General features: G+C 58.0%; 19 protein-coding genes and 1 tRNA gene. 16 read left to right on the top strand and 4 right to left on the bottom strand.

What is annotated here, in order from left to right; translation table 11 throughout:
• Position 1: 1 nt before the first annotated feature.
• The 7 genes from PGH32_RS11885 to tssE are packed head-to-tail and all read left to right on the top strand — an operon-like array spanning position 2 to position 9,946.
• Positions 2-1,156: a hypothetical protein gene (locus PGH32_RS11885; protein ID WP_337894124.1), complete on the top strand. Its 1,155-nt coding sequence runs from the start codon at positions 2-4 to the stop codon at positions 1,154-1,156.
• The gene (locus PGH32_RS11880) at positions 1,143-4,565 is read left to right on the top strand and encodes an ImcF-related family protein (protein ID WP_337894123.1); all 3,423 of its coding nucleotides are present in this window, start codon (positions 1,143-1,145) and stop codon (positions 4,563-4,565) included. The genes PGH32_RS11885 and PGH32_RS11880 overlap by 14 nt, the downstream gene beginning before the upstream one ends.
• Positions 4,565-6,160 (top strand): type VI secretion system protein TssA, encoded by a 1,596-nt coding sequence (gene tssA / locus PGH32_RS11875; RefSeq protein ID WP_337894122.1) that lies wholly within the window; start codon positions 4,565-4,567, stop codon positions 6,158-6,160. The genes PGH32_RS11880 and tssA overlap by 1 nt, the downstream gene beginning before the upstream one ends.
• 20 nt (positions 6,161-6,180) lie before the next feature.
• The gene (gene tssF, locus PGH32_RS11870) at positions 6,181-7,944 is read left to right on the top strand and encodes a type VI secretion system baseplate subunit TssF (RefSeq protein ID WP_337894121.1); all 1,764 of its coding nucleotides are present in this window, start codon (positions 6,181-6,183) and stop codon (positions 7,942-7,944) included.
• Entirely contained in the window at positions 7,899-9,002 is a 1,104-nt protein-coding gene (tssG, locus tag PGH32_RS11865) for a type VI secretion system baseplate subunit TssG (protein WP_337894120.1), read from the top strand. Before tssF ends, tssG begins: the two co-directional genes overlap by 46 nt.
• The gene (gene tssJ, locus PGH32_RS11860) at positions 8,983-9,519 is read left to right on the top strand and encodes a type VI secretion system lipoprotein TssJ (RefSeq protein WP_337894119.1); all 537 of its coding nucleotides are present in this window, start codon (positions 8,983-8,985) and stop codon (positions 9,517-9,519) included. The genes tssG and tssJ overlap by 20 nt, the downstream gene beginning before the upstream one ends.
• Positions 9,512-9,946, top strand: coding sequence for a type VI secretion system baseplate subunit TssE (tssE, locus tag PGH32_RS11855; protein WP_337894118.1), 435 nt, complete (start codon positions 9,512-9,514; stop codon positions 9,944-9,946). Before tssJ ends, tssE begins: the two co-directional genes overlap by 8 nt.
• Before the next feature lie 27 nt (positions 9,947-9,973).
• Here tssE and PGH32_RS11850 read toward each other — a convergent pair whose 3' ends face one another.
• The 3 genes from PGH32_RS11850 to PGH32_RS11840 form a co-directional block, all read right to left on the bottom strand.
• A complete protein-coding gene (locus PGH32_RS11850; RefSeq protein WP_337894117.1) occupies positions 9,974-10,588 on the bottom strand; it encodes a DapH/DapD/GlmU-related protein in 615 nt (204 codons plus the stop codon).
• Between the two features lie 122 nt (positions 10,589-10,710).
• Positions 10,711-10,785, bottom strand: a tRNA-Arg gene (locus tag PGH32_RS11845).
• A 69-nt stretch (positions 10,786-10,854) separates the two neighbouring features.
• The gene (locus PGH32_RS11840; RefSeq protein ID WP_314420899.1) at positions 10,855-11,781 is read right to left on the bottom strand and encodes a formate/nitrite transporter family protein; all 927 of its coding nucleotides are present in this window, start codon (positions 11,779-11,781) and stop codon (positions 10,855-10,857) included.
• Positions 11,782-12,052: 271 nt separating this feature from the next.
• Between PGH32_RS11840 and ccmA the strand changes: the two genes are divergently transcribed.
• From ccmA to mlaA, 9 genes are all read left to right on the top strand, one after another.
• Complete coding sequence (ccmA, locus tag PGH32_RS11835; protein WP_337894116.1) at positions 12,053-12,670, top strand: cytochrome c biogenesis heme-transporting ATPase CcmA; 618 nt, start codon at positions 12,053-12,055, stop codon at positions 12,668-12,670.
• Positions 12,670-13,329, top strand: a complete 660-nt coding sequence (gene ccmB / locus PGH32_RS11830) for a heme exporter protein CcmB (RefSeq protein WP_337894115.1) — start codon at positions 12,670-12,672, stop codon at positions 13,327-13,329. The genes ccmA and ccmB overlap by 1 nt, the downstream gene beginning before the upstream one ends.
• A gap of 81 nt (positions 13,330-13,410) precedes the next feature.
• Positions 13,411-14,154: a heme ABC transporter permease gene (locus PGH32_RS11825; RefSeq protein WP_337894114.1), complete on the top strand. Its 744-nt coding sequence runs from the start codon at positions 13,411-13,413 to the stop codon at positions 14,152-14,154.
• Positions 14,151-14,384, top strand: a complete 234-nt coding sequence (ccmD, locus tag PGH32_RS11820; protein ID WP_337894113.1) for a heme exporter protein CcmD — start codon at positions 14,151-14,153, stop codon at positions 14,382-14,384. The genes PGH32_RS11825 and ccmD overlap by 4 nt, the downstream gene beginning before the upstream one ends.
• Positions 14,381-14,863, top strand: a complete 483-nt coding sequence (ccmE, locus tag PGH32_RS11815; RefSeq protein ID WP_337894112.1) for a cytochrome c maturation protein CcmE — start codon at positions 14,381-14,383, stop codon at positions 14,861-14,863. The genes ccmD and ccmE overlap by 4 nt, the downstream gene beginning before the upstream one ends.
• The gene (locus PGH32_RS11810; protein WP_337894111.1) at positions 14,860-16,812 is read left to right on the top strand and encodes a heme lyase CcmF/NrfE family subunit; all 1,953 of its coding nucleotides are present in this window, start codon (positions 14,860-14,862) and stop codon (positions 16,810-16,812) included. Before ccmE ends, PGH32_RS11810 begins: the two co-directional genes overlap by 4 nt.
• A complete protein-coding gene (locus PGH32_RS11805) occupies positions 16,809-17,366 on the top strand; it encodes a DsbE family thiol:disulfide interchange protein (RefSeq protein ID WP_314420890.1) in 558 nt (185 codons plus the stop codon). The genes PGH32_RS11810 and PGH32_RS11805 overlap by 4 nt, the downstream gene beginning before the upstream one ends.
• 26 nt (positions 17,367-17,392) lie before the next feature.
• Positions 17,393-18,826: a cytochrome c-type biogenesis protein CcmH gene (locus PGH32_RS11800; RefSeq protein ID WP_443112774.1), complete on the top strand. Its 1,434-nt coding sequence runs from the start codon at positions 17,393-17,395 to the stop codon at positions 18,824-18,826.
• 20 nt (positions 18,827-18,846) lie between these two features.
• A complete protein-coding gene (mlaA, locus tag PGH32_RS11795; RefSeq protein ID WP_314420888.1) occupies positions 18,847-19,608 on the top strand; it encodes a phospholipid-binding lipoprotein MlaA in 762 nt (253 codons plus the stop codon).
• Between the two features lie 83 nt (positions 19,609-19,691).
• On the opposite strand, the gene fadL is transcribed toward mlaA, so the two are convergent.
• The gene (gene fadL / locus PGH32_RS11790; RefSeq protein WP_314420886.1) at positions 19,692-20,975 is read right to left on the bottom strand and encodes a long-chain fatty acid transporter FadL; all 1,284 of its coding nucleotides are present in this window, start codon (positions 20,973-20,975) and stop codon (positions 19,692-19,694) included.
• Positions 20,976-21,008: the final 33 nt, after the last annotated feature.

Genomic DNA, 21,008 nt, shown 5'->3' with positions numbered 1-21,008 from the left:
AATGAGCTGGGAGCGTCAAAAATCTCAAGTTACCCCGATGCCGGAAGAACCTTCTCTTCTTATCTGGCTTATTGGCGGTCTCGCAGCCCTGATCGCAGGAGGGTTGATCTTCGTTCTCCATGCTAATCAAGTGCTGGGAGCAGGGCAGAATTACAATATTTGGGTTGTGTCCGGCTCTCCACCACTTATCTGGATTTTCTGCATTTGCCTGAGAGGCTGGCTTTATAACAATGGTGTCGATAAGTACGAATTTGAATCGAAAGAAACTGATTACTCTCAACAGCAATGGACCGAATGGGCCGGGCGTTATTTGGCTGTAATGAGCAGTGAAGTGATCCTACCTCAGTCACTGACAGTGCCAATGTTTATACCTGAAAGTACAGAATTAGAAGAATACAACGGATTGGTCATCCGGCTTGATATTAGCTCAGCCAAGGCAGCATCATTGGTACAGCTTGAAGGCGTTAAAGATGCGCTGATGCGATTACCAACAGATTTAGCGTTGAAGGCATTCCTGCTAACTGATTCTCCCGAGGAAGACGCTGAGCTAAGAGCGATCTTTGATGATTGCTGGCGTGAGTTGATGCCAGCGGAGCGCCCAGTCCCCTCATTGTCAGTGCAACGCTCTCTTTCTTTTGATTCCGTAGAACGAAGGATCAAAACGCCAGATATTTCAGTTGAGCTTGTCATGGTGCAACAGCTGTGTGGTCGTGATCTGTATAGCGATGCGATTGCTACGCTGTTGCTGACAACTGATGATGTTGCGACCAAATATGAATTAGACCACGACGTATGTGTGCTCCGTCCTATGTCTCTGGAAGGCGATGACCTGCTCAGTGAATTTGATCTCTACTTTTCTACCCAGACCCAGTCTATCAACACACAGCATATCATTGGCGACCATGTTCGTTGGGGGCAGTCGTTTTCCTTTATGCTTAAAGCCAGTGAGTTATATCAGGGGCACTGGAAAACAGAACAACTTCATTGCCTTGAGACATATGCCGGGCGCTGCGGGCCATTTTCCCCCTGGATAATGACTGCCATAGTCAGTGATGCGGTACAGCTACTGAAGACGGACTGTCTGATGTTATCGGAAGGTGAAGGGCAGAGATTTATTAATACCGTGACAACAGGGAATAAGAATGAAAGCAGTTGAGGATACTGTATGGCGTGGTAACTGGGGGCGTTTCGGGCTGACAATAATTATTACTGCAGTAGTCGCTTGGCTAATCTGGAACTACGGTAACAAGGTTGGTTTGGATACTGCGGGCTTAAAATGGGTTGGGTTTGCAGGTGCTATGATTTTAGTTTCATTCATTCGCCATGGGGGGATCGTGCGTCAAGCAATCCAGGAGCGCTGGCATCGCTTGCGGGCTAAGCGAAAGAATGTCCTGCCTGCCGATGAAGGTCGAGTTAAACAAACCGCGCCCCGTAACGTCACCGTCGACACCATCCGCTTCGCCATGCGTAATCTCTACGGTCGTCGCTGGGGCCATAAAACGCGCATCCTGCTGGTAACTGGCACCGTCACTGAGGTAGAGCAACTGACTCCTGGCCTCACCGGCCAGCTCTGGCAGGAAGATCGCGGGACACTACTGTTATGGGGCGGAGACCTCAACACGCCAGTAGACAGTGCCTGGCTGACCGCGATGCGCAAACTGCGCCGTCGCCCGGTCGATGGGCTGGTGTGGGTCACTTCAGCTTTTGACCAGCTCTCAGCACCGGGGCTGGAAAAGCCGCTGCCGGTACCGTCAGAAAGCACCATGGATTCCCTGTCTCACGCCATCAACGCTCGTATGGATACGCTGGGCTGGAAGCTCCCGCTGTATATCTGGTCCCTTCACCCGCGTGCCGGTATGCCTGATGGTCGTATTGTGCAGGCCACAGGCTGTCTGCTGCCTGCCGGTTGTCGTATCCAAGGACTGACAGAACACCTGTCCGCCCTGACGTCAGATTTGACCTCGCAGGGTCTGCAACAGACCTGTGATGATGTTAAACACAACTTCCTGCTGACGCTTGCTGACCAGCTCATCCGCGAACCGGAGAGCGTGACCGCGCCGTTGTCGGTGATGCTAAACCCGTATCGCCCGCTGCCGCTGGCGGGGGTGGTGTTCAGTCAGCCTTCTGCCGGTGCTGAACGTGCCGTGGCGCACCACTGGGGTATGGACAAGCGCTGGGATGTCCTGCCTGAATCTGTCCGGATGCTTCCTACTGCGCTGCGCCCCGTTAAACCAGGCATTCCGTGGCGCAGGGTGTTGGTGTCTGCTGCAGCGCTTACGATGGTGAGCTGGGCTGTGTGGATGGGCATCGCGTATTTCACCAACCGCAGCCAGATTGCCGGTGCAAATACCCAGGCCGCACTTGCCGCCCAACAGAATCAGCCCCTGGAACAGCGCCTGCACGCGCTGTCTGAATTGCAGAAAACGCTGGCTCGCCTGCAGTACCGGTCTGAGCATGGTGTGCCATGGTATGAGCAGGCCGGGCTGAGCCAGAACAATGCCCTGCTGGCCACACTCTGGCCCCATTACCAGGACAGTGCATTGCCGCTGCTGCGGGATGCGGCAGCTGACCATCTGCAGAAGCAGGTCAGTGCCTTTAATGCGTTGCCACCGGGTAGCCCGCTGCGCGAGCAGATGGCCAAAACCACCTGGGAGCAGCTCAAACTCTACCTGATGTTGTCCCGGCCGGAGCATATGGTTGCCGCCTGGTTCAGCTCTGCGCTGCTGCACGACTGGCCGAAGCGTGATGGCGTGAAAGACGGCGTCTGGCAGGGGATGGCTCCGTCACTGCTGTCGTTCTATGGCGCGCAGCTGATTGCGCACCCGGAGTGGAAACTCCGTGCCGATGAAAACATGGTCAGCCAGGCGCGCTCCCTGCTGGTTCGCCTTATGGGTGTGCGTAACAGTGAATCGACCCTCTACCAGAAGATGCTCTCTCAGGTGGCGCACCTGTATGTTGATATGCGCCTGGAAGACATGACTGGCGATACTGATGCATCGCGTCTGTTCAGCACCACTAAAATTGTGCCGGGGATGTTCACCCGCCAGGCCTGGGAGCAGGCGGTGCAACCCGCCATTGAGAAGGTGGTGAAGGCGCGCCGGGACGAACTCGACTGGGTGCTCACCGACAGTAAACGTCAGGTGACCTTACAGGATGAAACCTCACCGGAAACGCTGAAAAGGCGCCTGACGGAGCGTTACTTTGCTGACTTTAGCGGAGTCTGGCTGGAGTTCCTTAACAGCCTGCGCTGGAACCAGGCGGCGACGTTGTCGGATTCTATTGACCAGTTGACCCTGATGGCGGATGTGCGCCAGTCACCTCTCGTAGCGCTGATGAATACCCTGAATGTACAGGGGCGCACCGGGCAGACAGGCGAAGCCATTTCGGATTCGCTGGTGAAATCAGCGAAAAATCTGCTTGGCGGTGACAACAAAGATGCCATTAACCAGAGTGTCGGCGTTCACGGTCTACTAGATGCGACCTTTGGTCCGGTGCTGGCGCTGATGGATAAAAGTAACACCGGGGTACAGGCGCTTAGTCTGCAATCGTACCTGACTCGCGTGACCCAGGTCCGTCTGCGCCTGCAACAGGTGACCAACGCCGCCGATCCCCAGGTGATGACCCAGACCATTGCCCAGACGGTATTCCAGGGCAAAGCCGTGGACCTGACCGAAACCCGCGACTACGGCAGCCTGATTGCCGCCGGTTTGGGTCAGGAGTGGAGTGGCTTTGGCCGCACGGTGTTTGTGAACCCGATGGATCAGGCCTGGCAGCAGGTGCTGACCCCGGCGGTCGGGAGCCTCAATGCCCAGTGGCAGCAGGCGGTAGTGGCTGAGTGGAACAGCGCCTTCGGTGGCCGTTATCCGTTTAATAACTCCAGCAGTGATGTTTCACTGCCACTGCTGGCGAAATACCTCAATGCGGATACCGGGCGTATTGCGCAGTTCCTGCAGACTCGACTCAAAGGCGTACTGCATAAGGAAGGTAACCACTGGGTACCGGACAGCATCAACTCACAGGGGTTGGCCTTTAATCCGGCGTTCCTCAACGCCATCAATACCCTGAGCCATATCTCGGATGTGGCCTTCATTGAAGGCAATGCTGGCATGAACTTCGAGCTGCGCCCGGGCACCGCGGCTGGCGTGATGCAGACGGACATGATTATCGACAGTTTGAGGCTGACCTACGTGAATCAGATTCCGACGTGGAAGCGCTTCAGCTGGCCTGCGGATACGGAAGCGCCTGGCGCGAATCTAAGCTGGATTAGTACTCAGGCCGGGACTCGTCAGTATGCGGACATTCCGGGAGCCTGGGGCTGGATACGCCTGCTGGATAAAGCTGTGGTTAGCGCTTACCCGGGTGTCGGCAGCAGCTACAGCCTGAGCTGGAAAGCCCAGGACGGTAGCATGCTCAATTACACACTGCGTTCCGAATCGGGAGAAGGTCCGCTGGCACTGCTGAAACTGCGTAATTTCCGTCTACCGGAAACCATCTTCAACACAACCGGCGTGCCAGCGCCAGACATAGCCGCCACCGCGGCCAGTGATGCAGAGGAGATCTACTAATGAGCAATCTGGATGCTTTACTGAACGCCTGCCAGTCTGAGCAGACATCACTGCTTATGGCTACTCGCGAGCGCGTAGCGCAGTGGGATAATTGGCTGCTACCGCTGTCCGGACCCTCGCCCGCAGGCGAAGACCCGGGCTATGACGATCGCTTTCAGCAGATGCGAGAAGAGGTCAACAAACTCTCAGGGGTGGACACGGAGCTTATCTGCCAGCTGGCCGAAAAGTTGTTGACCACCACCGCTAAAGATATCCGTGTGGTGACGTACTACTGCTGGGCAAAGCTGCACCGTGAGGGTGAGCAGGGGCTGGCAGAAGGACTTGAATTACTGGCTGGTCTGCTTGAGCGTTTCGGTTCGCAGCTGCACCCACAGCGTGACCGCAGCCGCAAGGCGGCACTGGAGTGGCTGGCTGGTTCGCGCATGACCGATTCACTCTCACTGTACCCGGAAGTGGTCAGGGAAGAGGCGATGCGTACCACCGGGGCGCTACTGCTGATCGCGGGGCTGACTGAAAATGAGCCGGATGAAACGCGGCCGGAACTCAATGCACTTTATGGCGCGCTGGAAAATCGGCTGCAGAAAGCCGGCGGTGTGGATGCTGTGGTACCGCAGAACGCCAATGCAGGAGAAACTCCCCCCTTGGCGTGCCACAACGATGCGCCGTCAATCGGGCGTATCGCTTCCGGTCAGGATTTGCTGGCCCAGGCCCGAATGCTCACCGAATACCTGCGCGAGCAACCTGATGGCTGGCTGTCAGCGCACCATCTGATGAAAAGCCTGCGACATGACACCCTAAGTGCCATCCCGGCGCCGGATGCGCAGGGACGTACCCGCATCGAACCACCAAGGGCAGATCAGCGCGCGCTATTAAAACGCCTCTACCTGCAGCAAAACTGGGCTGAAATGCTGGAAACGGCCGACAGCACGTTTTCCCGCGGTGCCAATCACCTGTGGCTGGATCTGCAGTGGTATATCCACGAGGCACTGACCAAGTCCGGCAAGGAAACGCTCGCCGACATTATCGCCGCTGACCTGAAAGGACTGCTTGCCCGGTTATCCGGGCTTGAAACGCTGGCGTTCAGTGACGGTACACCGTTTGCGGATGAAGTGACGCTGAACTGGATCCAGCAGATCGTGCTGGATACCACGGACGGATGGGGAAATGACTCTGCTGCCGTACAGATGCCCGGCGGCAACGATGACATTCTGGCTCTGGAGCCGGAAGCCGTGACGCTGGCGGACAGCGAAGGTCCGAATGCGGCGCTGGCCTGGCTACAGAACCATCAGGGCGTCGCGTCTGCGCGGCAACAGTGGCTGCTGCGACTGCTGATGGGGCGTATCGCGGAGCAATACGGTAAAAATGAACTGGCGATGCATCTGTTTGCTGAGCTGGGCGAGCGAGCCGCTGAGGTTACCCTCACTGATTGGGAGCCTGAATTTCTGTTTGAAGTCCACGCCCGCCATCTGAAACTCCTCCGACTGAAAGCCAGTCGCAGTGAGGTTGATAAAGCACGCCTCACGCCGGTAATGGACCAGTTACTTGCCGGGCTGATTGCAGTTGATCCAGCCCGTGCCGCCGTGCTTTGCGGTTAAATCCACAGGAACAGAAATAAATGGAAGATTTGACCCTGCACTATTTCGATGCGGAAATGCACTACCTGCGTGAAGCCGCGAAAGAGTTCGCACAAACCCACCCCGACCGGGCCGCGATGCTCGATTTGGATAAGGCTGGCACGCCCGATCCGTATGTTGAACGTCTGTTCGAAGGCTTTGCCTTCTCAATGGGGCGGCTGCGTGAAAAGATAGACGATGACCTGCCGGAACTGACCGAAGGGCTGGTCAGTATGCTCTGGCCACACTACCTGCGTACCATTCCGTCACTCTCTGTGGTGGCGTTCATGCCTGCGCTTCAGGCCGTAAAGATGGCGGAGGTGATGCCCGCCGGTCTGGAAGTTTATTCCCGCCCGGTGGGACCGAAAAACACGGTCTGCCGATACCGCACCACCCGCGATATGATGCTCAACCCGCTGAATATTTCAGGGGTGACCATGACTACTGAGCCGGACGGGCGCTCGTTGCTGAGGATGCGCTTTGCCTGCAGCAGTCAGGCGGACTGGTCCAGTGCCGACCTTAGCCGCCTGAGTCTGTATCTTGGAGCCGATGCTCCGGTCAGCAGTCAGCTGCATTTAATGCTGACAAAACGACAGGCGGCACTCTACATGCGGCTGCCCGGCCAGATCGGCCGTATTCGTCTTGACGGGTACTTCTCGCCGGGCGGGTTTGCAGAAGATGACGGACTGTGGCCGAAAGGTGATACTGCCTTTAGCGGCTATCAGCTGCTGCTGGAATACTTCAGCTTCCGCGACAAGTTTATGTTTGTCCACCTCAATGGCCTGAACGATATTACGCCACCTGCTGGAGCAGAGTACTTCGACATCGAAGTCGTTTTCAGCACGCTATGGCCTTCGGGCCTGCCGGTTACCGATGATGCGGTTCGTTTGCACTGTGTGCCGGTGATTAACCTGTTCACACTGGAAGCTGACCCGCTTACCATTTCGGGGCTTGAAAGTGAATACCTGCTGCGCCCTAAGCGGCTGCAGGACGGGCATACCGAGATTTATTCGGTGGATTCGGTTACCGGTTCAAACCGGACCAGTGACGCAGAGTACGTACCCTTTAGCAGCTTTCGTCACAAGGGCGGGATGATGCGCCGCCATGCGCCACCACGTTACTACCACACGCGCGTGAAGCGCAGTGTCAGCGGGCTGTATGACACCTGGCTTATTCTGGGGGGCCATCAGTGGGAGGATGACCGACTGGTTGAGCGTGAAGCCGTGTCGCTGCAAATTACCGGGACTAACGGCCAGCTGCCGCGTCGAGCACTGCAGAGCACGCTGCTGGACCGCTGCGAACAGGTGGTGGACACCCAACTCTCGGTGCGTAACCTCTGCAAACCCACGCTGCCTGTCTATCCGCCTGCGGAAGACCGTTTCCACTGGAGGGTACTAAGCCACCTGGGCTCGGGGTTCCTGAACATGATGAGTACCGCTGAAGTACTGCGCGGGACACTGGCACTCTATAACTGGCAGGAAGATGAGCTGAACACCCGCCGTCTGGAGGCGATTCAGCATGTGGAACATCATCGCCTGCAGCGTTTTGAGCAGGGCTTCCTTCTGCGCGGTCTGGATATTGAGGTGACCCTCGACAGTAATGGTTTTACGGGTGAGGGCGATATTCACCTGTTCGGCGAAATGCTCAACCGCTTCTTTGCGCTCTATGCCGACATGAACCAGTTCAACCAGCTTACCTTCATCGTACAGCCAGAAGGAAAATGCATCCGGTGGAAAGAGAATCACAGTCCGCGCCTGCCCGGCTGATGGAGCAGCTACGGCAGCACCTGCCGTACATGAACTTTTACCGCTTTTGTCAGCTACTGGAGCAGAGCCAGCCGGATAAACCGGTTATCGGCAGTACCTGGCAGATGCGATATGAGCCGGTGCGCTTCCGGCCTCATCCGGGGATGGGGTTTCCTGCCTCTGAAATAAAAGGGGTTGAGTCGCCTGAACATCCTCATCTGCCGCCGACGGTACGCATCACCTTTATGGGGCTCTACGGCGTGGAATCCCCGCTGCCGACGCACTACATCGATGACATCACTCAACGGCGGGAAGGGTACAAAGCCACAGCGGACTTCCTCGATATCTTTAACCACCGGCTGATTGCCCAGTACTACCGCATCTGGCGGAAATATTCGTATCCAGCAACCTTTGAGGAAGGGGGTAAGGATAAAACTTCGCAGTACCTGCTGGGGCTGGCGGGGCTCGGGATTAACGGCTGCACGGACAGTATCGCGGCTCCGGCTTCACGCTTTCTGGCGCTGTTGCCGGTCATGCTGTTGCCAGGGCGCACTGCGGAAGGCATGGCCTCGCTAGTGCGTCTGTTGGCACCCAACACGCAGGCGAAAATCTGGCACCACGATAAACGCCGCGTGCCGCTGAAGAAGCCCCTGACCATGAGCATCAGCCAGCCTGTCACCCTGACTCATCGCCCGGTGATGGGCAACTATGGCACTGACGTGAACAGCCAGGTACTGATGCGTCTGACCACCTCCGACCCTACGGAAGTTCAGGGCTGGCTGCACGGCGGTGAACTGCACGGTGACTTAATAGCGCTGCTGCATGTGTATCTTGGCTCACGGCTTGATGTGCGTCTGCAGCTGTGTGTCGACCGCAGCCTGCTACCAGACGCGACAATGAGCACTAAGCCTGAAGCTGGTGCAGTGCAGCTGGGCCGCACAGCCGTGATGCGGCCGCTGAACGCGGCGAATACCGTCGCTCACCCCAAAACCATAACCATCAATCTTGGCCGCTATGAGCGGGTACAGGAAAATATTCACCGCAGGGAGACCGATGAAGATGGCGATTACCGCTGGTAAATTTCCTCTGGCTGCACTGGCCGCCGGTATCACACTGATACTGGCGGGCTGTGGGCTGACTCAAAAAGTGACAGATGGCACCGTTGCTGTGACCAAATCGATTTTTTATAAACAGGTAAAAAACCTGCATCTGGATATCCGCGCCCGCGAGGCCGCTAACAGCAATGCCGGTGGGGTGGGGCTCTCCACAGTGGTGCGTATATATCAGTTGAGGGACCGCAAGACTTTCGACAGCACGGACTATCCGTCGCTGTTTAAAGCTGATAGCCAGGCTATCAAGGCTGATTTGGTAGCGGAGAAAGATATCCGCCTGCAGCCAGGCGGGGCGGTGACGGTCGATATGCCGATGGAGAAAAATGCGCAGTATGTGGCGGTGGCCGGCATGTTTATGTCACCGGATCAGGTGAATAACACCTGGCGTGTGGTGCTGAGCCGCGATGACCTTGACCCGGACAAGGCCCGGGTGATTGAAGCGGGCAACAACCGGCTAACCCTTCAGGCGCTGAAAGATGAGTGAGTCATCCCGTCCCTCACTCTATGAAATCCTATTCGGCAACTTCTCCGGCGGCCTGGAACTGGACCGGGTGAATGAGGAGAACCAGGTCATCCTCTCCGTGCTGGATAATATGCAGCGCATCCTCAACTGCCGGGCCGGTACGCTGGCCCACCTGCCGGACTTCGGCCTGCCGGATATGACGCGGATCCTGCAGGGGATGCCGGGTACGGCACATCAGCTGATGAACACCCTTGCCGACGTGCTGCTGAAGTACGAGCCGCGCCTGAAAAAAATTGCGGTGGTGATGCTGGAGCAGAAAAGCCCCGGCGAACTGCGCTACGCCATCGATGCTGAGCTGAAAGGTATTGGCCTGGTACGCTACGGCACCGACTTTATGCCGGAAGGAAGAGTGCTGCTGCGCCACCTGCGGGAGCAGCAGTTTATTTGACGGGAGGGGGAGGCGTTACGGTCGTTTTCACTCCCACCTGTCGCAAAACGCCTCAACGTCCGCATCCTGGAAATCGGCAAGACGCTCGATAATTGTTTCCAGTGGCCAGTCCCACCAGGCAATTTGCTGAAGTCTGTGGCCTGTCTGCGGCGAAAATCGCGGCCGAATAGTTTTGGCCGGCACGCCGCCGACGATGGTGTAAGGCTCGACGTTTTTACTGACTACCGCCCCGGCGGCAATCACCGCGCCGTCGCCGATGGTAACGCCGGGCAGCACGATTGCCGCATGGCCGATCCAGACGTCGTGGCCGATAATCACCTTGTCGTCCCGACGGCGGCTGAAGAAGCCGGCGTCGCGTACCGCGCTGGCCGAATAGTATTCCGGGCAATAGGTGATGCGATGCTGCGACGGACGTTCCATCGGATGGTTCGGTGCACCAATACGCACGCTGTTGGCAATCGCGACGAACTTGCCAATCGAGGCATCCGCCACGCTGCAATATTCCCCTACGTAGGAAAAATCACCCAGCGTGCTGTACTCCATCTGGCTGTTTGCCAGCACCTCGCACTGCCTTCCAGTTACGCACTCGCGCATACGCACGCTCGGGTCGATCCAGGTTTCTGCCAGTTTTAAGGAGTTCATTTGCTTTTCTCACATCGCGGATGGCGTGAGTGTAGGGCCGGGATATGTCGGGAACATGACGGAAGGCGACGATCTGCTTTCAGGAGGATGGCGAACGGTTACGGCGGGAGAAGAACTGATAATGGTGTCCCCTGCAGGAATCGAACCTGCAACTAGCCCTTAGGAGGGGCTCGTTATATCCATTTAACTAAGGAGACAGCGGCGGGAGTATAGCGCAATTCCTGCCGCAGATTAACTACTTACCGAACTGACTGCGCATTTAACCATCAATCCGCCGCGTGTTTACGCTGTTTTTCCTTCTCGCGCTTCGCCTTTGCTTCCGCCTCGGCTTTGGCTTTGTTACGCATATCGTTGCGTATTTGCGCGTGGCTGAGCAGGGCAAAAATAAAGGTGCCGCCGATGATATTGCCGGCCAGAGTCGGCAGGGCAAACGGCCAGATAAACTGCTGCCACGGAATATTGCCGTTGAACACCAGGTAGAAGATCTCGACGGAGCCGACCACGATATGGGCCAGATCGCCCAGCGCAACCAGCCAGGTCATCAGAATAATCACCCAGATTTTGGCGGCACCGGCGGACGGGAACATCCAGACCATGGTGGCGATAATCCAGCCGGACACCACGGCGTTGGCAAACATCTCATCCGCCGGATTTTCCATCACTTTCTGGCTGATACTGACAAACGCACCGCGGGTCGCCTCGTCAAAAATAGGCATATGGATAAAGGCCAGCGAAGCCAGCGCGGTGCCGATCAGATTACCCAGCAGCACCAGGCTCCACAGTCGCAGCAGCAGCAGCCCGTTGCCCGCGGTGGGTTTATGCATTACCGGCAGCACGGCCGTGACGGTATTTTCGGTAAACAGCTGCTGGCGGGCCATGATCACGATAATAAAACCGAAGGTGTAGCCGAGGTTCTCCAGCAGAAAACCACCCGGCACCTCGTGCAGATTGACCTGGAAAATCCCTTTCGCCATCAGCGAAGCACCCATCGAAATCCCGGCGGCGATGGCCGAAAACAGCAGTGCCAGACCGTCGCGCTCCAGCTCTTTTTCTCCCTCCTGACGTATCTGCTCGTGGACCGCAGCGGCGCGTGAGGGCAGCACTTCCTCATCCACTTCAATCTCTTTTCCCTGTTCACTCTCTTCGCTTTCAACTTCGTTTTCAGCGTTATTATCGTTTTGCTTGTCGCTCATCATTCCCCCGGAGGCATGGTCATATCCTGTTAAGCGTAGCGGAGTTTTTCATTTGTCCTGCTCCCGGGTGATAAAGGGGGGGCAGGGAAAAGTACGATGCGGTGCAATCAGAAGAGTAACAAAGCTTTAACTGCGACGTTTTTGCTGGGAAATGAAGGTGGTAATAGTGAAATAACCTGAGGTTAGTGTGGATATTTTGTTTGCGCGCTTTTCGGCTGCCGCAACGCCTGTGATATGATCCATCGCCCTGTTTTTAATGTGTGAATTTCCCATGCTGTCTGCCAGAAACCTGACCTGTATTCGTGATAACCGGACGCTGTTTCGCGGCCTGAGTTTTACCGTGGCCGCAGGAGAACTCGTGCAGATTGAAGGAGCCAACGGGGCGGGGAAAACTTCACTGCTGCGCATTCTGGCCGGGCTGAGCCGGGCAGAGGAAGGGGACGTACTCTGGCAGCAGCAAAGCATTGATCGGCAGCGGGAAGCTTACCACGCCAGCCTGCTGTACCTCGGCCATCAGCCGGGGGTGAAGGCGCTGTTAACCCCGCTGGAAAATCTCAGTTTCTACCATAGCGATTGTCCAGAGGCGATGCTGTGGCAGGCGCTGGAGCAGGTCGATCTCGCCGGTGACGAAGAGGTGCCGGTCGCCCAGCTGTCGGCCGGCCAGCAGCGACGCGTGGCGCTGGCGCGGCTGTGGCTGACCCGGGCGCGGCTGTGGATCCTCGACGAGCCGCTGACGGCGATCGATCGATCCGGCACGGCGACGCTGATGTCACTTTTTACCCGCCATACGGCAGAGGGCGGCGCGCTGATCCTCACGACCCATCAGCCGTTGCCCTCCGGCCTGCCGCGAATCAGCGCCGTCAGGCTGAGCGCCACGGAGGTTCGCTGATGTTCTGGCGCGTACTGAGGCGCGAGCTGCGGATTGCGTTCCGCAGCGGCTCGGAGGTGATGAATCCGCTGTGGTTCTTTTTAATCGTGGTCACCCTGTTTCCGCTGGGTATCGGGCCGGAACCGCAGCTGCTGGCGCGGATTGCGCCGGGCATCGTCTGGGTAGCCGCGCTGTTATCCTCACTGCTGGCGCTGGAGCGGCTGTTCCGTGATGATTTTATCGATGGCTCGCTGGAGCAGCTGTTACTGATGCCCGCGCCGCTGACGCTGACCGTGCTGGGCAAGGTGGCCGCACACTGGGTGGTGACCGGACTGCCGCTGCTGCTGCTTTCCCCGCTGGCGGCGCTGCTGCTGTCGCTGGATTTTGCCAGCTGGCGCGCAATGGCTTTAACCCTGCTGTTGGGCACGCCAACGCTAAGCTTCCTCGGGGCTATCGGCGTGGGGCTGACCGTCGGGCTACGGCGCGGCGGCGTGCTGTTAAGCCTGCTGGTATTGCCGCTGGCGATCCCGGTACTGATTTTTGCCAGTAGCGCGATGGATGCCGCCGGTCAGGGGCTGCCGATTGGCGGTTATCTGGCGATCCTGGGCGCGTTGCTGGCTGCCAGCTTTGCTCTGGCTCCGTTTGCTACGGCTGCCGCACTAAGGGTTAGTGTGCAGTAGCAGGAAGCAAATTAAGCAACGGTGCGGCGTGTCCGGATCGAAGAGTGGAAATAATTTTCTATTATTATTAGCAGGTTAAATATGTTGAAAAGGATTCATCAACTTAGCAAGCCGGAGCGGCTGTATCAAATCTGCGGCCGTTTTGTTCCCTGGTTTGCGGTCGCCGGTACGCTGACGCTGCTGCTGGGATGGGCATGGGGATTCGGCTTTGCCCCGGCGGACTACCAGCAGGGCGACAGCTATCGCATTATTTATATCCATGTACCCGCCGCGATGTGGTCGATGGGGATCTACGCGGCCATGGCCGTTGCGGCGTTGACAGGCGTGGTGTGGCAGTGGAAAACGGCCGATCTCGCCGCTGCGGCGATGGCCCCGATCGGTGCCGTTTACGCTTTTATCGCTCTGATAACCGGCGCGGCGTGGGGAAAACCGATGTGGGGCACCTGGTGGATCTGGGATGCGCGGCTCACCTCGGAGCTGGTGCTGCTGTTCCTGTATATGGGCGCGATCGCCCTCCGGCGCGCGTTTGACGATCGCCGTATCGGCGGGCGTGCGGCCGGGATCCTGATCCTCGTCGGCGTAGTCAATCTGCCGATTATTCACTACTCGGTGGAATGGTGGAACACGCTGCATCAGGGATCTTCCGGCGTGATGCAGCAGGCTATCGATCCCAGCATGCGCACCCCGCTGCGCTGGTCAATTCTCGGCCTGCTGCTGGTCTTTATTACCCTCACGCTGATGCGCCTGCGCAACCTGCTGCTGCTGAGCGAAAGCCATCGGCCCTGGGTGGTGGAGATGGCGATGAAAGGGGGGCGCAGGCTATGACTCCGGCATTCTCCAGCGGGCAGGACTTCTTCGCGATGGGCGGCTATGCCAGCTATGTCTGGCTGGCGGTGGGCTGCACGCTGCTGGCCCTGATTATGCTGCTGCTGGATACCGTCATACAGCGCCAGCGTTTGCTGGCGGGGATCCGTCAGCGTGCAGCGCGAGAACAGCGTGTTCGCGCGGCCAGGCTCAACAAAAATGGCTCCGCATCAACGGGGGAGCAATTATGAATCCACGCCGTAAAAACCGCCTGATCCTGACGATGGTGGTGCTCGCGGGGCTTGGCATCGCCACGGCGCTGGTGATGTACGCGCTGCGCGCCAATATCGATCTGTTCTATACCCCCAGTGAAATTATCGCTGGCAAAGGCGAAGCGCGGATTAAACCTGAACCGGGCCAGCGTCTGCGGGTTGGCGGCATGGTGATGCCGGGCAGCGTCAAGCGCGATCCCCACACGCTGAAGGTCTCGTTCCAGCTGTATGACAACAGCGGAGTGATTACCGTCAGCTATGAGGGCATTCTGCCGGATCTGTTCCGGGAGGGGCAGGGCGTGGTGGCACAGGGCGTGCTGCAGGACAGCCATCATGTGCAGGCGAAAGAGGTGCTGGCGAAGCACGATGAAAAGTATACCCCGCCGGAAATCAGTGATGCGATGAGGAAAAATCACCGCCCGGCTTCCTCCGATGCGCAGCCGGGAGGTCAGCCATGATCCCCGAAGCAGGCAGTTTCCTGCTGTGCCTGGCGCTGGGCGTCTCCCTGCTGCTGGTTATTTATCCGCTGTGGGGCGTTGCCCGTAAGGATACCCGTCTGATGGCGCTGGCGCGGCCGCTGGCTTACGCGCTGTTCGGCTGCGTTACCGGCGCCTTTATGATTCTGGTGCATGCCTTTGTGGTCAACGACTTCAGCGTGGCCTACGTGGCCGCGAACTCCAACAGCCTGCTGCCGGTCTGGTACCGCGTGGCGGCAACCTGGGGAGCGCACGAAGGGTCGCTGCTGCTGTGGGTGCTGCTGCTCAGCGGCTGGACGCTGGCGGTCGCCCTGTTCAGCCGCAGCATGCCGCAGGAGGCTGTCGCCCGCGTGCTGGCGGTGATGGGCATGATCAACCTGGCTTTTCTGCTGTTCATCACCCTGACCTCCAATCCGTTTATCCGCACGCTGCCGGATCTGCCGATCGACGGCAACGACCTTAACCCGATGCTGCAGGATATCGGGCTGATCTTCCATCCGCCGCTGCTGTATATGGGCTACGTGGGCTTCTCCGTGGCCTTTGCCTTTGCGATTGCTTCGCTGCTGGCCGGTCGGCTGGATGCGGCGTGGGCACGCTGGTCGCGCCCCTGGACCATTGCCGCCTGGGTCTTTCTGACCGTCGGTATTGTACTGGGCTCGGCGTGGGCTTATTACGAGCTGGGCTGGGGAGGCTGGTGGTTCTGGGATCCGGTTGAAAACGCCTCGCTGATGCCGTGGCTGGCCGGAACGGCACTGCTGCACTCGCTGGCGGTGACCGAAAAACGCGGGGCGTTTAAGGCCTGGACGGTCCTGCTGGCGATTACGGCCTTTTCACTCAGCCTGCTGGGCACCTTCCTGGTCCGTTCTGGCGTGCTGATTTCGGTTCACTCATTCGCCTCCGATCCGGCACGCGGCATGTTTATCCTCGCCTTCCTGGTCATTGCTATCGGCGGATCGCTGCTGCTGTATGCCCTCAGGGGCGGGCGGGTGCGCGGCAGAGTGCAGAATGAGGTCTGGTCGCGCGAATCATTCCTGCTGGGCAACAACGTGCTGCTCATCGCCGCCATGCTGGTGGTGCTGCTGGGCACCATGCTGCCGCTGGTGCATAAGCAGCTGGGGCTGGGGAGTATTTCCATCGGTGAGCCGTTCTTTAATCTGCTGTTTAGCTGGCTGATGGCTCCGGTGGCGCTGATGCTGGGCATCGGGCCGCTGGTGCGCTGGCGGCGGGATAATCCGCGAACGCTGTGGAAACGGCTGAGCGTTGCCGCGCTGGCGACCTTCCTGCTGTCTGTTCTGCTGCCGTGGCTGATGCAGGATCGTATTGAGGCGATGACCGTGGTCGGTCTGCTGATGGCGATCTGGGTAATTATTCTGACGCTGATGGAGCTGCACGAGCGTGCTGCCTACCGTCACGGTTTCCTGCGGGGCCTGTTGCACCTGTCACGCAGCCACTGGGGGATGGTTCTCGGCCATCTCGGCGTGGCGGTAACGGTGATTGGTATTGCGTTCAGCCAGAACTACAGCGTGGAGCGCGACGTCCGGATGAAGGCCGGGGACTCGGTGGATATCCATAATTATCACTTCACATTCCGCGCGCTACACAACCTGCAGGGGCCGAATTACTCTGGCGGCGTGGGCATTATCGATGTTACCCGCAACGGTCAACATGAGGCGACGCTGTATGCGGAGAAACGTTACTACAGCGTTGCCCGCACCATGATGACGGAGGCCGCAATTGATGGCGGCTTCACCCGCGATTTGTACGCCGCGCTGGGGGAAGAGCTGGAAGGAAATGCCTGGGCGGTGCGGATTTACTACAAACCCTTTGTGCGCTGGATCTGGTTTGGCGGCCTGATGATGGCCGCCGGTGGGGTGCTTTGCCTGCTGGATCCGCGCTATCGTTCGCGCAAAAAAACGGTGGGGCAGCGATGAACAGGAAGCTGTTATTTATTCCACTGTGCCTGTTCCTGCTGCTGGCGGCAACGCTGCTGTGGCAGCTTGGCCGCAACGCCAACGGTGACGATCCCACCCGTCTGGAATCCGCGCTGGTGGGCAAGCCGGTCCCGCAGTTCCGGCTGGAGTCTCTGGAACAGCCGGGGAAAGTGTACGACAGGTCGGTGTTGCTGACCGGTCAGCCGATCCTGCTGAACGTCTGGGCAACCTGGTGTCCGACCTGCCGGGCCGAGCATCAGTATTTGAATACGCTGGCAACGCAGGGAGTGCGTGTGGTGGGGTTAAACTATAAAGACGATCGCCGTAAGGCGGTGAACTGGCTGAATACGCTGGGAAATCCCTACACCCTGAGCCTGTATGACGGTGACGGCATGCTCGGGCTGGATCTGGGCGTGTACGGCGCACCGGAAACGTTTTTGATTGATGGCAGGGGCATTATCCGCTACCGCCATGCGGGAGATATGAACGCTCAGGTGTGGCGGGATGAGCTGATGCCGCTCTGGCAGCAGTACAGCCGGGAGGGGAGCCGGTGAAGCATTTTTTCATTGCGCTGGTACTGATGCTGTTTAGCGCCATTGCGCAGGCGGACAGCATCGATACCTGGCAGTTTGACTCGCTCAGCCAGGAGCAGCAGTACCGCCACCTGACCGAGTCGCTGCGCTGTCCAAAATGCCAGAACAACAGCATCGCTGATTCGAACTCGATGATTGCGGCGGACATGCGGCTCAAAGTCTACGAGCTGCTGCGCCAGGGGCAAACCCCGGAGCAGATTAAGGCGTGGATGATCGACCGCTACGGCAATTTTGTCTCCTATCAACCCCCGCTGCAGCTCTCCACGCTGATCCTGTGGGCTGGCCCGGCGTTATTTGTTGTGATGGGCGCGCTGATTATTGTGCTGCGCGGCAGGCAGCGTTCAGGCGCAGCTGAAGACGCCAGTCAATACGGGGCTGGAACCCAGGTTGACGACGTGGGTGAGCCAAAGCCGGATGCAGAAAGGCGGGCAGCGGGGTTAGCCCTGACGCGGCCGCTAAGTCGCTGGGTTCTGCTGCCGGGCGGCGTGCTGCTGGTGATTATCAGCGTGGGGTTTTATCTGAAAACCGGCGGACTGTCGCAGGTGCTGGCCTGGCAGCAGGTGAAAAACGATCTGCCCGCGCTGCGCAGGCAGGTGATGGACCCACAGGCCGCACCGTTGAGCAGGGACCAGCTGGCTCAGCTGGCCCTCGGGATCCGCAGCGAACTGCTGCAGGAACCGCATAATCTGAATGACTGGATGATGCTAGGGCGGCTGGGGATGGTGCTGAATAATGCCGCCATCGCCACGCCGTCTTTTGAACGTGCCCTGAACCTGGCCCCGGAAAATGCGGAAGTCCGGCTGAGCTATGCCGAAGTACTGACCCGCTCCGGCGATCCGCAGGATAACCGCCAGGCGACGGTCATGCTGCATGATATGCTGCAGCACGACGGCAACAACCTCCGCCTGCTGGGTTTATTGGCATTTAATGCGGTTAGCCAGCAGGATTACCCCGCGGCTATCGAAGCCTGGGATAAGATGTTGATACTGTTACCGGCCACGGACGCGCGTGTTGAGGTCATTCGCCGCAGTATCGAACAGGCCAGAAGCGCGTCGGGCCAGCAAAACAGCTATCTGAGGGTTAAGATAAATCTGTCATCAGGGGCAGAAAAAATGTTACCGGAAGGTGGAGTGTTGTATATTTCTGTTTCTGACGGAACCACTCCAGTTCCCGTTGCGGTGAAACAGTTGCCGCTGAGCCATTTTCCTCTATCGCTCACGCTGGATGACAGTAACGCAATGATGCCCGGGCGCTTGCTCTCAGCGCTGCATCAGGTGCGGGTTCGCGTAAGAATTTCGCGCGACGGCAGCGCCAATCCTCAGCCCGGTGACTGGTTCGGACTGAGCGAGGTTACGCCATTCAACGGTCAACAGCAGCTTGCGGTCACAATCGACCAGCAGGTGGCAGGCGATAATCCATAAACCAGTACAGGGAGAAAAAAATGAACTATCGCCTGACGGGCTTAGTGCTGGCAAGCGTAATGATGGTGGGCTGCGCCAGCTCTAAGAACGCCGATGATCCTCAGGGACGTTCCGATCCGCTGGAAGGCTTCAACCGGTCAATGTTCAACTTTAACTACAACGTGCTGGATCCGTATGTCCTTCGGCCCGTTGCCGTAGCGTGGCGTGACTACGTGCCGGTACCGGCGCGAACCGGCCTGGGTAATTTCTTCAGCAACCTTGATGAACCTGCCTCAATGGTGAACTACTTCGTTGAGGGAAATCCCTACAAGGCGATGATTCACTTCAACCGCTTCTTCCTGAACACCCTGCTGGGTATGGGCGGTTTAATTGACGTTGCTTCAATGGCGAACCCGAAACTGGCCAAGGAAGAACCGCGTGCCTTCGGCAGCACGCTGGGCCATTACGGCGTGGGTTACGGTACGTATGTGGTGGTGCCGGGCTACGGCAGCTTTACGCCGCGTGAAGATGTCGGTGGCATTGTAGACGATCTCTATCCGCCGTTAGCCTGGCTGACGTGGTGGATGTCCGCCGGTAAGTGGGCGCTGGAAGGTATCGAAACCCGTGCGCAGCTGCTGGATTCCGACTCCATCCTGAGCAATTCGAAAGATCCTTACGCCTTTATGCGTTCAGCCTACTTCCAGCATCACGATTTCCTTGCCAGCGACGGCAAGCTGATCCCGCAGGAAAACCCGAACGCGGCAGCGATCAAAGACGAACTTAACGATATCGATTCCCCCTAGTTTTTTGCGCTAAATAATCGTTTCGTGAAGCACAATAAAAAGGCCCGCTGGTTTCCCGGCGGGCCTTTTTTGTACTGAAAAAATCAGAACTTATAGTTAAAGCTGGCGCCATACAGCCAGGCTTTACCGGTGGAGTTAAAGGTATAGGGGCCTTCTTTCACCGTGACGTGCTGGCCGTGCATATAGGAAACGCCGACGTCAACCGAGGCATCTTCGTTGAAGGCATAGGATGTACCGGCGCTCAGCCACAGACGGTCCTGGTCAGGGATGGAAATAGAGCGGGTCTGTGCCGGAACCGGGCTGTCATCAAAGGCGATACCGGTACGGAACGTCCAGTGATCGTCATGATAATAGGTGGTACCCAGCGCGATGCGGTAAGCATCTTTAAAGCTCTCATCCTTGTAGAACAGCTGCTGGCCGCTGGTGCCGGTGGCTTTCAGCTCCTGGAACTGGCTCCAGCTGGTGTACGCCAGGCTGTAGTGTACGGCCCACTTCGGTGCCACTTTGTGGAAGCCGGACACTTCCCACATTTCCGGCAGGTTCAGCGTCAGCGCACCCGGAATGGTATTACCATCGGTTCCAAACGGCAGGCCAAGGCCCAGCGCCTGGTTCAGCGGGTTAATCGCGCTGGGGAGGCTGCTGCGGTAGTCACCGTCGAAATCGATTTTCACTTCTGAACGGTAGGTCAGGCCGAAGCGGTTATTGTCATCCACTTCATACAGAATACCGGCGTTCCAGCCGTAGCCCCATTCGTCACCTTTCAGATGCGCGATCTGGGTATTGGCCGGGATCCCCAGCGAACCGAGGGATTCACCGGCGTAGCGTTCAATTTTGGCACGCGCATAAACCGCATCAAACCCCACCCCGAAGCTGAAGTGCTGGTTCAGGCGGTAGGCGGTGCTGAGGTTGAAGTTCATGGTGGTCAGATCGGTTTTACCGGCGTAAGGCCCGGCGGTATAGCTGTCGTTGAACTCGGTCGCCAGGCCGTAGTTAGAGGTGACACTGGCCCCCAACCACCACTGGTCGTTCAGCGGCTGCACATAGTGAATGTTCGGCACCCAGGCGGTAGGAGCGATATTGCTGGCATCCAGACTGTTGCCGCTGGCCGACTGGCCGTCAATATCAACGCCGGGATCGATAAATACTGCGCCGACGGAGAACATCGGGCGATCCATCAGCGCCATGGTTGCAGGGTTACGGCTGGCGGACGCGGCGGTATCGCCCATCGCACCTTCGCCGGAGTAAGCACGGCCTAAACCAATAGAGGAAAATTCATTCAGCTGAAAGCCAGCCGCAAACACATTTGAAGAAACAAGGGCCACTGCCACGGCAAGTGTAGATTTCGTAAACAGGTTTTTATGGTTCATAACCACAACCTCATTAGATTTTATTAAACTCTG

The organism is Erwinia sp. SLM-02, assembly GCF_037450285.1.
Taxonomy (GTDB): Bacteria; Pseudomonadota; Gammaproteobacteria; order Enterobacterales; family Enterobacteriaceae; genus Erwinia.
Note: the sequence above shows the minus strand (reverse complement) of the source record. Positions and strands in the feature narration are given on the sequence as shown.